The 15194-nt window shown below is 65.4% G+C and carries 15 protein-coding genes and 1 other RNA gene; 11 read left to right on the forward strand and 5 right to left on the reverse strand.

Annotation, left to right across the window (positions count from 1 at the left end; genetic code table 11):
* Positions 1 to 15 precede the first annotated feature (15 nt).
* From FHS75_RS13705 to rnpB, 4 genes are all read left to right on the forward strand, one after another.
* Positions 16 to 399 (forward strand): M67 family metallopeptidase, encoded by a 384-nt coding sequence (locus FHS75_RS13705; protein WP_308420100.1) that lies wholly within the window; start codon positions 16 to 18, stop codon positions 397 to 399.
* 160 nt (positions 400 to 559) lie between these two features.
* On the forward strand, positions 560 to 1201 hold the full coding sequence (locus tag FHS75_RS13710; RefSeq protein ID WP_179408265.1) for a histidine phosphotransferase family protein: 642 nt from the start codon (positions 560 to 562) through the stop codon (positions 1199 to 1201).
* A gap of 12 nt (positions 1202 to 1213) precedes the next feature.
* Positions 1214 to 1918, forward strand: a complete 705-nt coding sequence (locus tag FHS75_RS13715; RefSeq protein ID WP_179408266.1) for an N-acetylmuramoyl-L-alanine amidase — start codon at positions 1214 to 1216, stop codon at positions 1916 to 1918.
* A 9-nt stretch (positions 1919 to 1927) separates the two neighbouring features.
* An RNA gene (gene rnpB / locus FHS75_RS13720) (RNase P RNA component class A) lies at positions 1928 to 2342 on the forward strand.
* 34 nt (positions 2343 to 2376) lie between these two features.
* Here the strand turns inward: rnpB and FHS75_RS13725 are convergent.
* Together FHS75_RS13725 and FHS75_RS13730 are read right to left on the reverse strand one after the other, a co-directional pair.
* Positions 2377 to 3681, reverse strand: coding sequence for a UDP-glucose dehydrogenase family protein (locus FHS75_RS13725; RefSeq protein ID WP_179408267.1), 1305 nt, complete (start codon positions 3679 to 3681; stop codon positions 2377 to 2379).
* A gap of 9 nt (positions 3682 to 3690) precedes the next feature.
* The gene (locus tag FHS75_RS13730) at positions 3691 to 4485 is read right to left on the reverse strand and encodes a metallophosphoesterase (RefSeq protein ID WP_179408268.1); all 795 of its coding nucleotides are present in this window, start codon (positions 4483 to 4485) and stop codon (positions 3691 to 3693) included.
* Positions 4486 to 4733: 248 nt separating this feature from the next.
* Between FHS75_RS13730 and FHS75_RS13735 the strand changes: the two genes are divergently transcribed.
* Positions 4734 to 5474 carry a TorF family putative porin gene (locus FHS75_RS13735; RefSeq protein WP_179408269.1) on the forward strand — a complete coding sequence of 247 codons (741 nt, stop codon included), beginning with the start codon at positions 4734 to 4736 and terminating at the stop codon, positions 5472 to 5474.
* Positions 5475 to 5550: 76 nt separating this feature from the next.
* Here FHS75_RS13735 and FHS75_RS13740 read toward each other — a convergent pair whose 3' ends face one another.
* The gene (locus FHS75_RS13740) at positions 5551 to 6303 is read right to left on the reverse strand and encodes an SIMPL domain-containing protein (RefSeq protein ID WP_179408270.1); all 753 of its coding nucleotides are present in this window, start codon (positions 6301 to 6303) and stop codon (positions 5551 to 5553) included.
* Between the two features lie 104 nt (positions 6304 to 6407).
* Between FHS75_RS13740 and FHS75_RS13745 the strand changes: the two genes are divergently transcribed.
* A complete protein-coding gene (locus FHS75_RS13745; protein ID WP_179408271.1) occupies positions 6408 to 6845 on the forward strand; it encodes a VOC family protein in 438 nt (145 codons plus the stop codon).
* A gap of 9 nt (positions 6846 to 6854) precedes the next feature.
* Here FHS75_RS13745 and nhaA read toward each other — a convergent pair whose 3' ends face one another.
* Complete coding sequence (gene nhaA / locus FHS75_RS13750; protein WP_179408272.1) at positions 6855 to 8060, reverse strand: Na+/H+ antiporter NhaA; 1206 nt, start codon at positions 8058 to 8060, stop codon at positions 6855 to 6857.
* A gap of 109 nt (positions 8061 to 8169) precedes the next feature.
* Here nhaA and FHS75_RS13755 point away from each other — a divergent pair, with 109 nt between their 5' ends.
* From FHS75_RS13755 to FHS75_RS13775, 5 genes are all read left to right on the forward strand, one after another.
* Positions 8170 to 9579 carry a glycosyl transferase family protein gene (locus tag FHS75_RS13755; protein ID WP_244959095.1) on the forward strand — a complete coding sequence of 470 codons (1410 nt, stop codon included), beginning with the start codon at positions 8170 to 8172 and terminating at the stop codon, positions 9577 to 9579.
* Positions 9576 to 10736 carry a hypothetical protein gene (locus tag FHS75_RS13760; RefSeq protein ID WP_179408274.1) on the forward strand — a complete coding sequence of 387 codons (1161 nt, stop codon included), beginning with the start codon at positions 9576 to 9578 and terminating at the stop codon, positions 10734 to 10736. Before FHS75_RS13755 ends, FHS75_RS13760 begins: the two co-directional genes overlap by 4 nt.
* A 49-nt stretch (positions 10737 to 10785) precedes the next feature.
* Positions 10786 to 11700, forward strand: a complete 915-nt coding sequence (locus FHS75_RS13765; protein WP_179408275.1) for a sulfite exporter TauE/SafE family protein — start codon at positions 10786 to 10788, stop codon at positions 11698 to 11700.
* Positions 11697 to 12449 (forward strand): TIGR02186 family protein, encoded by a 753-nt coding sequence (locus tag FHS75_RS13770; RefSeq protein WP_179408276.1) that lies wholly within the window; start codon positions 11697 to 11699, stop codon positions 12447 to 12449. Before FHS75_RS13765 ends, FHS75_RS13770 begins: the two co-directional genes overlap by 4 nt.
* Before the next feature lie 73 nt (positions 12450 to 12522).
* On the forward strand, positions 12523 to 14214 hold the full coding sequence (locus FHS75_RS13775; protein ID WP_179408277.1) for an ATP-binding protein: 1692 nt from the start codon (positions 12523 to 12525) through the stop codon (positions 14212 to 14214).
* Between the two features lie 46 nt (positions 14215 to 14260).
* Here FHS75_RS13775 and FHS75_RS13780 read toward each other — a convergent pair whose 3' ends face one another.
* A complete protein-coding gene (locus FHS75_RS13780) occupies positions 14261 to 14995 on the reverse strand; it encodes a 7-carboxy-7-deazaguanine synthase QueE (RefSeq protein WP_179408278.1) in 735 nt (244 codons plus the stop codon).
* Positions 14996 to 15194: the final 199 nt, after the last annotated feature.

Consider the following 15194-nt stretch of genomic DNA (forward strand, 5'->3'; position numbering starts at 1 on the left):
GGAATGCCTATCGAAGTGACAAGCAAGGTCGTCTCGCGTCTCGTTTCTGAGGCCAGGAACGCCGCGCCCGAAGAGTGCTGCGGCCTGCTGCTCGGGCGGAAGGATCGCATAACCTTCGTGAAGCCGACCGCGAACGTCGCCGAGGACCCCGTCGCCAATTTCGAGATCGATCCTGCGGCTCTGGTAAAGGCGCACAAGGCCGCGCGGGAGGACGGACCGGAGGTGATCGGATACTACCATTCGCATCCCGAGGGTCGCGCGATACCTTCCGCCAGCGACCGGGCCAGCGCGGCGCGCGACGGCAGGATATGGGCGATCGTAGCGGGAGAGGACGTGAAGTTCTGGCGCGACAGCGAATCGGGCTTCGTCGCGATCCAGCCACTCCGGGCCGAACACTGAGGCGCGTTTCCGGCCAAGGGGCTTTTCTCCGGCCCGGTTGCGCTTTAAGGCCGGCTAAGGGGCATGTTCACAGGGGGAGGACAATGCGGGGACCCGATTTCCGCTGCCAACCCTTCGCTCGCCCGACCGGACCCGTTCCGCCGACCGAAGGCCTGACTCTATGACCACCAGTTCGCTCGACCTTGCCAGCCTGCTTTGTTCGCGGCTTTGCCACGACATGCTGAGCCCGGTCGGCGCCTTGTCGAATGGCCTTGAACTGCTGTCCGAGGAAAAGGACCCGCAAATGCGCGAGCGCTGCTTCGAGCTGCTCGAGCAGAGTGCGCGTATCTCGACCGACAAGCTCAAGTTCTTCCGCCTGGCTTTCGGTGCGGCGGGAGGATTCGGCGATCTCGTACCGGTGTCCGAGGCGCGCTCGCTTATCGAGGCGCTCGTCGGCAACAACGAGAGGATCGCGATCAACTGGGCGCTGGGCAGCGAATCGTTGCCGAAACCGGCGGTGAAGACGCTTCTCAATTTCTCGCTGATCGGGATGGACGCGCTGGTGCGCGGCGGAACGCTCGATATCGCGGCGGAACTGCGCGACGGGGCGAGCGAGATCGTCGTGCGCGCGGCGGGTGCCAAGATCGCGTTCGATGCCGATATTGGACGGGCCCTCGACGGCTCGCTGCCCGATGGCGACCTGTCGAGCCGGACCGCGCCGGCCGCGATGCTCAACCAGCTTGCGCAGAGCGTCGGGGGAGGGCTGCAACACATGCTGGGCGAGGACGCGCTGGTGCTCGGCGCCGTGCTCCCCGCGGCCTGACCGATGCCGGGGATGAAGCGCTGGCTGGTCCACCGCGAGGTATCATCCCCGAACTGCAACGAACGTGCGCTGCCCATTTCGATGGTGGTGCTTCACTACACCGGCATGAAAAGCGCCGAGGAAGCGCTCGAGCGGATGTGCGATGCCGAAGCGGCGGTTTCCGCGCACTACATGATCGACGAGGACGGAACGGTCACCCAGCTCGTCGAGGAAGACAAGCGCGCCTGGCATGCGGGCAAGTCCTACTGGCGCGGCGTGACCGACGTGAATTCGGCGAGCATCGGGATCGAGCTCGTCAATCCCGGCCACGAATGGGGCTATCGTGAATTCACCGATGCACAGATGGAGGCGCTGCTGCCGCTGCTTGCCAACATCGTCGAGCGGCACGACATCCCGCGCGCCAACGTCGTGGGTCATTCGGACATCGCGCCTGCGCGCAAGATGGACCCGGGCGAGCTTTTCGACTGGGAGAGACTGGCGCGCCTGCGCCTGGCGCTGCCGGTGCCCGAGCCGAAGATTTACCTGCTCTACGACAATCCGGGGGCATTCTACCTGGCCCTCGAACGCTTCGGCTACGACATCACCGATGGCCACGCGGCGGTGGCCGCGTTCCAGCGGCGGTTTCGCCCGTCGCTGATCGACGGCGAGATCGACGGGCAGCTTGGCAGCCTGCTGTTCGAGCTTCTGTTGGAGCGCGACACCGGCCATGCTAGGTAGGTCCCCGTGCCAGGGGGCCGGGCAGTCGCGTCGCGTTTTCGCGCCGAGGAAAGTCCGGGCTCCACGGAACAAGGGTGGCGGGTAACGCCCGCCGGGCCACGGTCCTTCGGGACCCGAAGCTCAGGGACAGTGCCACAGAAAGCAAACCGCCGTTGGCGCCTCGCGCGTACAGGCAAGGGTGAAAGGGTGCGGCAAGAGCGCACCGCGCGGCCGGCAACGGTCGCGGCACGGCAAACCCCACCCGGAGCAAGACCGAATAGGGGCAGCGTGCCGTCAAGGCGGGTCGGTTCCGGACCCATGCTGCCCGGGTTGGTCGCTGGAGCGGCGGAGCAATCCGTCGCCGAGAGGAATGGCTGCCCTTGCAGCCCGCGTCTTCGGATACGGGGCTGCAAGACAGAACCCGGCTTACAGGCTCCCTGGCACGATTTCCGGTATCACGAGGCCGCGGGCCGATGCGGTCATCCGCGTCCGATGGACGAGTATCGGAACCCCTTGGCGCGGACTTCCTCGGGGTCGTAGACATTGCGCAGGTCTACCAGAACCGGTGCCCTGGCGACCTCCTTGAGCCGATCGAGGTCAAGCGCGCGGAAGGCGTCCCATTCGGTCACGATCGCCACCGCATCGGCGTTCCTTGCCGCTTCGTACGCACTTTCCGACATCTCGACATGCTGCATCAGCGGTTTGGCGAGTTCCATGCCTTCCGGATCGTAGGCGGTGACCTCGACGCCGGCGTCGTCGAGTGCCTGCGCGATTGCGATGGAAGGTGCATCGCGCATATCATCGGTGTTGGGCTTGAAGGTCAGCCCAAGCAACGCAACCCGCTTCCCGCGCGGCTCGCTGCCCAGCGCGTCGATCACCTTGCGGCCCATCGCGCGCTTGCGTGAATCGTTCACCTTCACGACCGATTCGACGAGCCGCAGAGGCACACCGTTGTCCTCTGCGGTCTTGAGCAGGGCAAGCGTGTCCTTCGGGAAGCAGCTTCCGCCATAGCCGGGGCCGGCATGGAGGAACTTGGCGCCGATGCGGTTGTCCAGGCCCATGCCGCGCGCGATGTCCTGGACGTTGCCGCCAACCTTCTCGCACAAGTCCGCCATCTCGTTGATGAAAGTGATCTTGGTCGCAAGGAATGCGTTCGCGGCGTACTTGACGAGTTCGGCCGATCGCCGGCTGGTGAACAGGATTGGCGCCTTGTTGAGAAAGAGCGGGCGATAGACTTCGTTCATGATGCCGCGCGCCCACTCGTCGTCGGTGCCGATGACGATGCGGTCGGGGCGCTTGAAGTCGCCGATGGCGGCACCTTCTCTCAGGAATTCGGGGTTGGATGCGACAGCGAAGCGGTGCTCGGTGCCCGATTCGCGAAGGATGCGCTCCACTTCGTCGCCGGTGCCGACGGGAACGGTCGATTTCGTGACGATAACGGCCGGCTGCGCGAGATTTGCCCCGACCTCGCGCGCCACCGCGTGGACGAACGAAAGGTCGGCGTGACCGTCGCCGCGGCGCGAGGGCGTGCCGACGGCAATGAAGATCGCACCTGCACCGGCGATGCCGGAAGCAAGGTCGGTCGTGAAGGAAAGCCGGCCTCCGCGCACGTTTCTCTCGACCAGATCCTCGAGGCCGGGTTCGTAGATCGGCATCTGCCCGGCCTTCAGCCGGTCGATCTTCGCCGGATCCTTGTCGATGCAGACGACGTCATGGCCGAAATCGGCAAAGCAAGCGCCCGAAACCAGGCCGACATAGCCCGACCCAACCATCGCGATTTTCATAGAGTTCCCCTAGGCGGCTCTGATCGACGCCCCGATTGTCCCCTCGCGATCGATCGTTTCGATCAACCAGCGATCGGTCCCTTCGAGTCCCAACGCCGTTAGCCTCCCCGACATGAAGGCGCCAGTGTCGATGCCTATGCGGTTGCCACGCATTGCCGGTTCGTCCGAGATTGTATGGCCGTGGACGACGATGGCACCGTGGTCGCCCGAGTGGCTGAGGAACGGTTCGCGTATCCACCGAAAGTCGCGCGCATCCTGCCGTTCGAGGGGCGCTTCGGGTCGGATGCCGGCGTGAACGAACAGATAGTCGCCGATGCGGATGGTGTCCTCGAACGAGCGCATGAACGCGACGTGATCTTGTGGTACCGCTTCGACCATCATGCGATGCGCCTCTTCGAGGTCCGCGCCGTGAAAGGCGGCTGCGTCGACACCGTATGAGAGGACCGTCTCGCGCCCGCCGGAGCGCAGGAAGGCCCGGAACCCGCCCAGTCTCTCCAGGGCGAGCAGGAACATTTCCTCGTGGTTTCCCGAAAGAATGCGAACCCGGCGGCGCTGCTGCCACTGCCGCGCAAAGTCGATGACCTGGGCGCTCTGCGGTCCCCGGTCGACGAGATCGCCGAGCAGGACGATGGTGGTGCGCGCTGCCGGCCGCTCGCTCTCGTCCGCGTCGATCGCGGTGGCGATCGTCCTGAGCAGGTCGAGGCGGCCGTGGACATCGCCGACCGCATAGACGCGCTCGCCCGTCGGGATGCCCGCGCCCGGTCGAGAGGCTCTTCTCGAGAAGAGTTGCCTGAAGGTTTCCATCTTCACCATGTTGCAACGCGGTAGCTAGGCGCTGAGTTGCCTTACGACAAGTTGAACCGCTCGCGGATGAGTCCGTGTCATAAAAACAACAGTTTCGGGCGATCCGTGCATGTTTCTTGCCGTTGAGCCTTGTGCAATGCAACAAAACCGTGCAGGTGGACGCTGCAATCGCAAGCGCGTCCACCAAAGAGACGTGCGTGGCTGCGCAGGTGGGACGAGACACCAACTCGAATGAGGGAAACTTGTCCATGCTTACGTCCATCCGCGGCATCGTTGCCGCAACCGTTCTGGCCGGTTCGGCTTTTGTAGCGACTCCCGCGCTGGCTCAGGACGAAGAAGGCCCCATTTCCGTTTCGGCCAACGTCGCCATAGTATCCGAGTACCGCTTCCGCGGGGTCGATCTCTCCGGCGGTGACATTGCCATCCAGGGTGGTGTCGATCTCGGTCACGAGAGTGGTTTCTACATCGGTACCTGGGCATCTTCGCTCGACGAGGACACGGTCGGCTACGGCCACACCGAACTCGATCTCTATGCCGGCTTCGGCGGTGAATTCGGGGGCGGCGCTTCCTTCGACATCGGCGTGATCTATTACGTCTACCCGAATGCCGGAAACTTCGATTCGGACTACTGGGAAGTCTACGGTTCGGTCGGCTATGCTTTCGGCCCTGTCGAAACCACGGTCGGCGTCGCTTACGCGTTCGAGCAGGATTCGCTCGGCGGCGACGATAACCTCTATCTCTACCTCGACCTCGGCGTCGGCATCCCCGACACGCCGGTCAGCCTTTCGGCGCACATCGGCTACACCGACGGCTTCCTGACCTTCACCGACGACGGCGACGCGTTCGACTGGTCGATCGGTGCGGACCTTGCCCTGACCGACAACGTTTCGGTCGGCGTGGCTTACGTGGATGCCGAAGGTGACGAACTGCCGGGCAGCTACAAGTTCACCGACAGCGCGATCGTGGGAACGCTTTCCGCGTCGTTCTGATCGCGGCGATCTTCTCGCGCACAAACGAAGGCCCGCCCGGTTTTGCCAGGCGGGCCTTTCGCGTTCATTGCGATGGTCAGCGCAGGTAGAAGTCCACCGTCGTGACGACACGCACTTTCTTGTAGGGCGTGTCCGAGACGCCCCAGCCACTGCCCGAATCGCCGTCGCGTGCGGCGATCTCGAAATAGCCCTGCGTTGCCTTGCGGATCGTTCCGACAGACGTGCCGCTGTCCTTGGCGAACTGTTCAGCGGCGGCCCTTGCATCGCGGGTCGCCTCGGCGACCATGCCGGGCTTGATCTCGTTGAGGCCTGTGAATGTGTAGGACATGCCCGAGCCGTCCTCCAGCACGACACCGCGCCGGACCAGTTCGAATTGGCGCCGGACCGCGCTCTCGGCGCGTTTGATGTCCTCGCTGCGCAGGCTCATGCGCTGCCTGACGGTGAACTTCGGTATGCCGTTGTCGGTATATTGCGATACGTTCACCCCGGTCGGTTGCAACGCCTCGTCGGGAAAGCCAAGCTCGCGGAAGAACTCCTGCAGGGAGCGCGAATCCCGGTCGACGCTGCTCTGGGCCGATGCGAGGTCGTCGGCGGTCGCCGAGTAGCTGATCGTCCAGGTCGCAAGATCGGCCATGACGTCGCGTTCCGCCAGTCCGCGCACCGTCACCGAGCGGTCGGCCTGCTTGGCCCTGACCAGCCCGTCGCCCATGAAATAGCCACCGACCACGATGCCGAGAGCCACGATCGCGGCGCTGCCGAGCCACGTTCGCGCGGTTTCGCCGAACCTTGCCGAATTGCCGTTCGCCTGCTCTTCGCCATCCTCTTGCATTGCCCGGAACTCCCAACTGTGAGATTGCGGAGAGACTATCGATGCATGGCTGTATGCGCGATGAACCGTTTTATATTGTCGACGAACCGTTGAGGAGCCTTGGCTTGACCCGATATCTCCATACCATGATCCGTGTGTCCGATCCGGATGCCACCATCGCCTTCTTCAACCTGTTCGGTGTCGGGGAGGTTCGCCGCTACTCTAGCGAGGAAGGCCGCTTCACGCTGATTTTCCTAGCAGCGCCGGGGCAAGAGGACGTGGCAGAGGTCGAGCTGACCTACAATTGGCCGCCCGAAGACGGCAGCGAGCCGGAGAAGTACGCGGGCGGTCGAAATTTCGGGCACCTCGCATACCGGGTCGACGACATCTACGAGACTTGCCAGCGCCTGATGGATGCGGGCGTCACGATAAACCGGCCGCCGCGCGACGGGCGCATGGCCTTCGTCCGCTCTCCCGACGGGATCTCGATCGAACTGCTTCAGGACGACCAGCTCGAGCCGAAGGAGCCCTGGGCCGGCATGCCCAATACCGGCAGCTGGTGACCGCCCGGATCAGGCCGGAGCGGCGACGGCCCTGTGCTTCGGCGCGAAACGCAGGATGCCGTACCCGAGCAGCGAGGACAGAAGCGAGCCCGTGAGCACGCCCAGCTTCGCTTCCTCGATCAGGTGCGGGTAGGCGGGGAACGCCAGCGCGCCGATGAACAGGCTCATTGTGAACCCGATACCGGTCAGGATCGACATGCCCCAGAGCTGAACCCAGCTCGCACCCTCGGGCCGTGGCGCCACCCCTATCCTGTCCGCGGCGAAAATGGCGCTGAAGATGCCGACCTGCTTGCCGACGAACAGCCCTGCCGCGATGCCGAGCGGAATCGGGTCGACCAGCCCCTGCATCCCGATACCCTCCAGCGCGACGCCGGCATTGGCGAAGCCGAAAAGCGGTACGATGATGTAGCTGTTCCAGGGTACCAGCGCGTGCTCCATGCGCAGCAGCATGCTGTCCCCGCCCTTGTTGACGCGGATGGGGATGGTGAACGCGGCAGCGACGCCCGCGATCGTGGCGTGAACGCCCGAGTTTAGCACGCAGAACCACAACACCAGCGCCAGCGCGATATAGGCAAGGTAGCTGTTCACGCGCATCCGGGTGAGGGCGATCATCCCGGACAGGACGATCAGCGCCGCGATCAGCCAGACCAGCTTTATCGAGGCGGTATAGAAGATCGCGATGATCGCCACCGCGCCAAGGTCGTCGACGATGGCTACCGTCAGCAGGAACAGCCGCAACGAGGGCGGCACGCGTTTGCCGAGCAGTCCGATCACGCCCATCGCAAAGGCGATGTCGGTTGCCGCCGGGATGGCCCAGCCGCGCTGTTCGGGCATGCTGGTACCGGCGATGCCGAGGTACACGATAGCGGGGAAGAACATGCCCGCCGCCGCGGCGATCACGGGCAAACGGCGCTTCTTCGCGCTCGACAGTTCGCCTTCGAGGACCTCCCGCTTGATCTCGAGCCCGACGACGAAGAAGAAGATCGCCATCAGCGCGTCGTTGATCCACAGGTGGAGGTTGTCCAGCTTGGGGATCGGCGTCCAGCCAAGCTCTCCGTGGAAGAGTTCGTGGTACTCGTGCGCAAGCGGGGAATTGGCGACCAGCATCGCGGCGATCGCCACGATGATCAGCAGGACGCCGGCAGCGGCTTCGCCCCCGAGCATCTTGGTCGCCACGCTTGCCACCCGGTTCAGCAGATGTCGGTTGCGGCTCATCGGCGCCCTTTTTGACGAAACTCCTAGCCGTTGCAAGAACATCCCAAAGGCAATAGGCACCTTTGCGGGGTAAGTGCTTACGGGGGTTGCCGGATTCATGCCGGGGGGGATGTCAGATTTCGTGCTGCAGGTGCTCAGTGCCCTGCAGATCGTCGAGCGCGAACTGCTTTTGTTCGCCGCGTTCTGGTTCGTGGTCAGCGCCGTCGACGAATTCGCCGTCGACCTAGGCTGGCTGTGGCTCCGGTTGAGCGGGCGCGCGCGCGACGTCGCTCTTGCGCCGGGTATCGAGGCAGAACCGCTGCAGGGGCGGATCGCGGTCTTCGTACCCGCATGGCACGAAGCCGAAGTCATTTCGCACACCGTCAGGCACATGCTGCGCGCATGGTCGCAGGACCGTTTCACGGTCTACGTCGGCTGCTACGCGAATGACAGCGCTACGGTCGCCGCGGCGATGGCGGGCTCGGACACCGATGCGCGCATCCGGCTCGTCATTCACGACCGTGCGGGACCGACGACCAAGGCCGACTGCCTCAACCGGCTCTACGCTGCGATGGGTGCGGACGAGGCACGGACCGGCAGGGCCTTCACCAGCGTCGTCCTGCACGATGCGGAAGACATGGTGCATCCCGCCGCGCTCGTCGCGATAGACCGCGGGCTGGCAGACAGCGATTTCGTGCAATTGCCGGTCCGGCCCGAGCCGCAGCCCGCTTCGCCGTGGATCGCCGGGCACTATGCAGACGAATTCACCGAAGCCCATGCCAAGTCGCTGGTCCTGCGCGGCGCGGTCGGGGCGGCCATCCCTGCGGCAGGCGTCGGCTGCGGCTTTTCGCGTCTGGCACTGGCGGGGCTGGCGGCGCGCAGGATGGGAGCGGGGCAGGCGGGGCCTTTCGAGGCGGAGTGCCTGACAGAGGACTACGAGCTCGGCCTGACTTTCTCGCGCGGCACCGCGAAGGGGCGTTTCCTCCGGTTGCGCGACTCCGGGGGCGAACTCGTCGCGACGCGGTCGTTCTTTCCCGCCACGCTCGAGGAAGCGGTGCGCCAGAAGACGCGGTGGATACACGGAATCGCGTTGCAGGGCTGGGACAGGCTGGGCTGGACAGGTCGTGCCGTCGACGTGTGGATGGCCCTTCGCGACCGGCGCGGACCGCTGACCGCAATCGTGCTTGCCGCCGCGTACCTGCTGCTGGTGATCGAGGGCGTCCTGCTTGCCGCGCGTGCAGCCGGATGGGACGGAGTACAGCCGCTTTCGCCCGCGCTGGAGATCATGCTGGTGGTCAGTTTCTCGAGCTTCCTGTGGCGCGCGGCCTGGCGTTATGCCTTCACCGCGCGCGAATACGGAGTGGCCGAAGGGATCCGCTCGGTTCTGCGCATACCCGTGGCCAACGTGATCGCGATCATGGCCGGGCGCCGCGCAATGTTCTCCTATGCCCGTACGCTGCGCGGTCAGCAGCTTAGCTGGGACAAGACCGCACACGCCTCGCATCCGTCGATCACCGCCCGTCGGGCCATCGCCCGATGACGGCCCGCGCCGCCAGAAAAGGCCAGCCGCTGGTCGTGCTTTGCCTCCTCCTGGGTTCGTGGGTTGCGGCCCGGGGAGTGATCCTGAGCGACGCGTTTCTTCCGGAGGCCGATCGCATTGCCGCGACGGCTCCGGTCACCGATGTGGAGGCATCGGTCAGCGCGAATACCGTTGCCGGCGGCGTGTCTAGCGAAGCCTGGCCGAGCGAAGTGGCGCCCTCCGAAGCTCCGGGATGGACGGCACCAGCGATGCCGCTCACCTGGCCCGAAGGACAGCGCCCCGCGCCGCTTTCCTCGTTCTCCGGCTCGTCGCAGAATGTGCGTGGTTTCGGCCCGGATGCCGCAATCCCCGGGGCGGCTGGCGACCGGAAGGTCAGGCAGGCGATCGGGCATCAGGTGCTCTGGATGGCGGCGTTGTCGCACATGCCGGTACCGGAATTCGTCAACGCCGCCCCTGCGCCGCGTTCGGCGGGTGCCCCGTTCGCCGAGCCGCATCGGGCGAAACGCTGGTCGGGTGATGGCTGGCTGCTTCTGCGCGAGGGCGGCGGCGCCGGTGGCCTCGCCGCTGCCCCCGGCGCTCCGACCTACGGGGCCAGCCAGATCGGCGCTGTCGCACGCTATCGGCTGGGCGGTTCGAAAGCGGCTCCGACCGCCTACGTCCGCGCGACCGCGGCATTGAACGGGACCGGCGAGCGCGAGGTCGCCGCCGGTTTTTCGGTCAGGCCGGTTTCCGGCATCCCCGTCGTGGCGGCGGCGGAAGGGCGCGTCAGCGAGCGTCCGGGCAGGACCGAGGTCCGGCCGGCGGCCATGCTCGTGACGCAATTGCCACCTGCCGATCTCCCGGGCGGTCTCAGGGGAGAAGCCTACGCCCAGGGCGGCTATGTAGGCGGGCGCGACGCCACATTCTTCGCGGATGGGCAAGTGCGCGTGGACAAGCGGATCGCAGGCGTCGGCGAGTTCGATCTCCGGGCGGGTCTCGGTGCGTGGGGCGGGGCGCAGGAAGGTGCGGCAAGGCTCGACGCCGGGCCGACTGCGACGCTGGGCGTGCCGATATCGCAAGGCGCTTCGGCCCGCCTCGGCATCGACTGGCGCGTGCGCATCGCCGGCGACGCGACGCCCGGCTCCGGCCCCGCGCTGACTCTATCCGCCGGTTTCTGAGTCACGCCTTTCCTATACCGCTGCAGTGCGGTAGGCGGACGATCCAGAGATGGACGTCTACCTTCCCATTGCCAACCTTTCCGTAAACGGTCTCGTGATCGTGGGGCTGGGCGCGCTGACCGGGCTTCTTTCCGGCATGTTCGGCGTGGGCGGGGGATTCCTGACGACGCCGCTCCTGATTTTCTACGGTGTGCCGCCGACGGTCGCGGCGGCATCGGCGGCCAGTCAGGTCACCGGCGCCAGCGTTTCGGGTGTGTTCGCGCATTACCGGCGCGGTGGAGTCGATTTCCAGATGGGCGGCGTCATGGTGGCGGGCGGCGTCATCGGCACCGCGATGGGGGCGGTCCTGTTCCGCCTTTTCGAGGAGCTTGGGCAAATCGATACGGTGATCAACGTACTTTATGTCGTGCTGCTCGGATCGATCGGGATACTGATGGGCCGCGAGAGCATCCAGGCAATCACCGCCGAGAAGACCGGCACCCAAGTCCCCGCACGCAAGCGGCGACATCACCCGCTCGTCGCGAACCTGCCGATGCGCTGGCGTTTCTATCGCTCGGGTCTCTATATCTCGCCTCTGGCACCGCTGTTCATCGGCATGGTCGTGGGCATCCTCACGATGCTCATGGGTATCGGCGGGGGCTTCGTGCTCGTTCCAGCGATGCTCTATATTCTCGGCATGAGTGCCGGTGTCGTGGTCGGCACCTCGCTTTTCCAGATCCTGTTCGTGACGATGGCAACCACGATGATGCACTCGCTGACGACAAAGGCTGTCGACATCGTTCTGGCAGCACTGCTGCTGATCGGCTCGGTCACCGGCGCACAGCTTGGCGCGCAGTTCGCGCAAAAGATCAATCCGTCGCGGTTGCGGCTCGTCCTTGCCGCGCTCGTCCTGCTGGTCGCCCTCAGGATGGCGCTCGGCCTCGGCTACAGGCCCGACGAAATCTACTCGGTGGCACCGCTGTGAGGGCAGCGCTCGCCATCCTCCTGCTCGTGCTGCTCGGCGGTGCGCGCGATCCGATCCTCGTGCCAGAGATTTCACAGCACGAGATCCGGCTGAGGCAGGGCTTCACCGGAACCGAGCTCCTGCTGTTCGGCGCGATCCTCAACCCGCAGGGAACGCGGGCCGGGCAGGACTACGATATCGTCGTCGTTCTCAAGGGGCCGACCGAATCCATCGTGCTCCGCGAAAAGCAGAAGGTCGCAGGCATGTGGATCAACGCCGACAGCACCGAGTTGCGTTCCGCGCCCTCCTACTATGCGCTGGCATCGTCGAAGCCGATTGCCGACATCGTCGACGAGAAGACCGCCGCGATCTACGAACTGGGCCTGCAGTGGCTCCAGCTTTCGCCGATCGGCGCGATCGATCCGGACGAGCAGGCGCGGTTCTCGAAGGGCCTGGTTGACCTCAAGACGCGCAACGGCCTCTACCGGCAGGACGAGGCGGGCGTGCAGATCAAGGAGCAGGTCCTCTACCAGGCACGCATGTACCTGCCGTCGAGCGTCCCCATCGGTACCTACACCGCGGAAACCTTCGCGATCACCGACGGGCGCGTGGTGACGTCCGCAAGCAGCTCGGTCGACGTGCGCAAGCTGGGTTTCGAGCGCGCGGTGGCCGATTTCGCGGACGACCGGTCGTTCTTCTACGGCGTCATCGCGGTGGCCATCTCGATCCTGATGGGCTGGCTGGCGGGCCGGCTCTTCGCGCTCGTCTAGGAGTGTTTGCCCAAAATTAACCTCGTCCTCCTATCCCTGCATCGAATATTGTTTGTTGAACGGATGCGCGGTGATGTCCGAGATGAGTACCCAGACTTTCGGCGAGGCGCGTCCGGCGACTGCGCAAGAGATCGGTGGCGAACCCGGCCTCGGGGAAATCGACAATGCCCACGAACCTATCGGCATCGTCACCGAGATCGCGGGCTCCGGCTCCAAGATCGCGCTCGACCTCCAGCGCCTCAACGAGTGCGCCGCGGACCTCGACCCCTCGATCGCGCTGGCCGGGCAGGTCGGCAGCCAGGTCAAGGTGCGCGTCGGCAACAACTGGCTTCTCGCCAGCGTCCGGACGCAGCGGCAGGACAACGACACGCCCGGCGGCATCGTCGCCTCGGTCGACTTCCTCGGCGAGGGCGACGAGGAGAAGCTGACCGGCCGCATCCACAGCTTCCGTCGCGGCGTCACCCGCTACCCGATCCCCGGCGCGCTGGTCTATCCGGCGACCAATTCGGACCTGCGCCAGATCTACGCGAGCGACGGGCGCGCCTGCATCCAGGTGGGCAACGTATATCCCACCAAGGACATCCGCGCCGGCATCTACGTCGACGCATTCCTCGGCAAGCACTTCGCGCTGCTCGGCTCGACCGGTACCGGCAAGTCCACCAGCGCCGCGCTTATCCTCCACCGCATCTGCGAGGCCGCGCCCGAAGGGCACGTCCTGATGATCGACCCGCACGGCGAGTACAGCGCCGCGTTCCGCAATACCGGCCTGATCCTCGACGTCTCCAACCTCCAGATGCCGTACTGGCTGATGAACTTCGAGGAGCACTGCGAAGTCTTCCTCACTTCCAGCGGCAACGACCGGCAGGTCGACGCCGACATCCTCGCCAAGTGCCTCTACCAGGCGCGGATGAAGAACCGGCTGGCAGAGCAGATGGGCAAGATCACCGTCGATGCGCCCATCCCCTATCTTCTCTCCGACCTCTCGACGATCATCCAGAACGAGATGGGCAAGCTCGACAAGGCCAGCACCTCTGCGCCCTACATGCGGATCAAGAACAAGATCGACGAGATGAAATCCGACCCGCGCTACCAGTTCATGTTCTCGGGCATGCTGGTGGGCGACACGATGTCCGAATTCCTCGCCAAGATCTTCCGCCTGCCCGCGCGCGGCAAGCCGATCTCGATCGTCGACGTCTCGGGCGTCCCGTCGGACATCACCTCGACTGTGGTCGCCGTCCTTTCGCGCCTCGTCTTCGACTTCGCGATCTGGGCGCGCGAGGAGAAGACCCGGCCCGTCCTGCTCGTCTGCGAGGAGGCGCACCGGTACGTGCCGAGCGAAAAGCACGCCGACGATTCCTCGGTTGGCCGCGTCCTTTCGCGCATCGCCAAGGAGGGCCGCAAGTACGGCATCTCGCTCGGACTCATCACGCAGCGTCCGTCCGACCTTGCCGAAGGCGTGCTTTCGCAGTGCGGCACGATCATCTCTATGCGCCTGAACAACGATCGCGACCAGGCGTTCGTCAAGGCGGCGATGCCCGAAGGTTCGCGCGGCTTCCTCGATTCGATCCCGGCGCTGCGCAACCGCGAATGCATCATCTGCGGCGAGGGCGTGTCGATCCCGATCCGCGCGACCTTCGACGACCTGGAGGAATTCAAGCGACCCGCGTCCGAAGACCCCTCGTTCACGCAGCTGTGGAACGGCGGCGGCGGCGAGGAGGAGATGGTCGTGCGCACCGTCCAGCGCTGGCGCGCCCAGGGCCGCTGACAGGGTTTGCGCTCAACCAGCGCGTGCTGAAGGTTTCGCATCGTCGTCACGTCCCGCGCGTATCGCCGTAGAGGTGGATGTGCAGCCGGTCGGTGAAGCGCCAGCCACGCCCCAGCGCCGCCTCTGCCAGCCATGCCGAACGCGCGCGCAGCGTGTCGCTTTCGGTTCCTTCCGGCATCACGAAAAGCCGCTCGCCGGGAATGGCGTGATCTGACTGAAGTCGTTCGATTTCAGCAAGATCGCTCTGGCTGCTCACCACGAACTTGAAGAACGTGCGCGGCTCTGCCGCCCATCCGGCAAGTCGTTCGGGCACCAGCGCAAGCTCCGCCGGATTGCCCGAATGCGCCAGCTTGGGGCTGACGTTGTACTGGTGGACCAGCGGGTCGAGCGCGGGGTGCGGCGCGACCGTCCCGTTGGTCTCGATCTCGACGTGCATGGCCGGGAGCTGACCGACCATCCGGGCAAGCGCTGCGCCCTGCAACAGCGGCTCCCCGCCCGTAATCACCAGCCGCTCCGGCCCGAGAGCCGCGATCCGCGCCGCCGCGTCCTCCTCGCTCATCGAGACCTGGTTGACGCGCCTGTCGAACGTCGCCGCATCGCGATGCGGCCGGTTGTCGCCCTCGAAACGCCAGGTGTAGGCGGTGTCGCACCAGGTGCAGGCAAGATTGCAGCGCGACAGCCGGACGAACACCGATGGCCTGCCGACCGCCGGTCCTTCGCCCTGCAACGAGGCGAAAATCTCCGCCTCGCCCGGCTCGGTCGTGGCCAGTACGAGCGTCATGGACACCCCCGCGAAGTTGACAAAGGCGACACCCTGTCGCTCTGAAGTTCCGGTTGCAAAGACCTGATCCGTAAGGAAATAATACCACAAGGTGCCGGTTGACACCTTGCTGCTTCGAAAAACGGGGTGAGGGCGACACGCTTCATGGCGCGACTCTGACACCGCGGGCGACCGTAGGAAAGCGGCGAGTGCCGGAATC

The sequence above is a fragment of the Novosphingobium marinum genome (assembly GCF_013408095.1).
In the GTDB taxonomy this organism is placed as follows: domain Bacteria; phylum Pseudomonadota; class Alphaproteobacteria; order Sphingomonadales; family Sphingomonadaceae; genus Novosphingobium; species Novosphingobium marinum.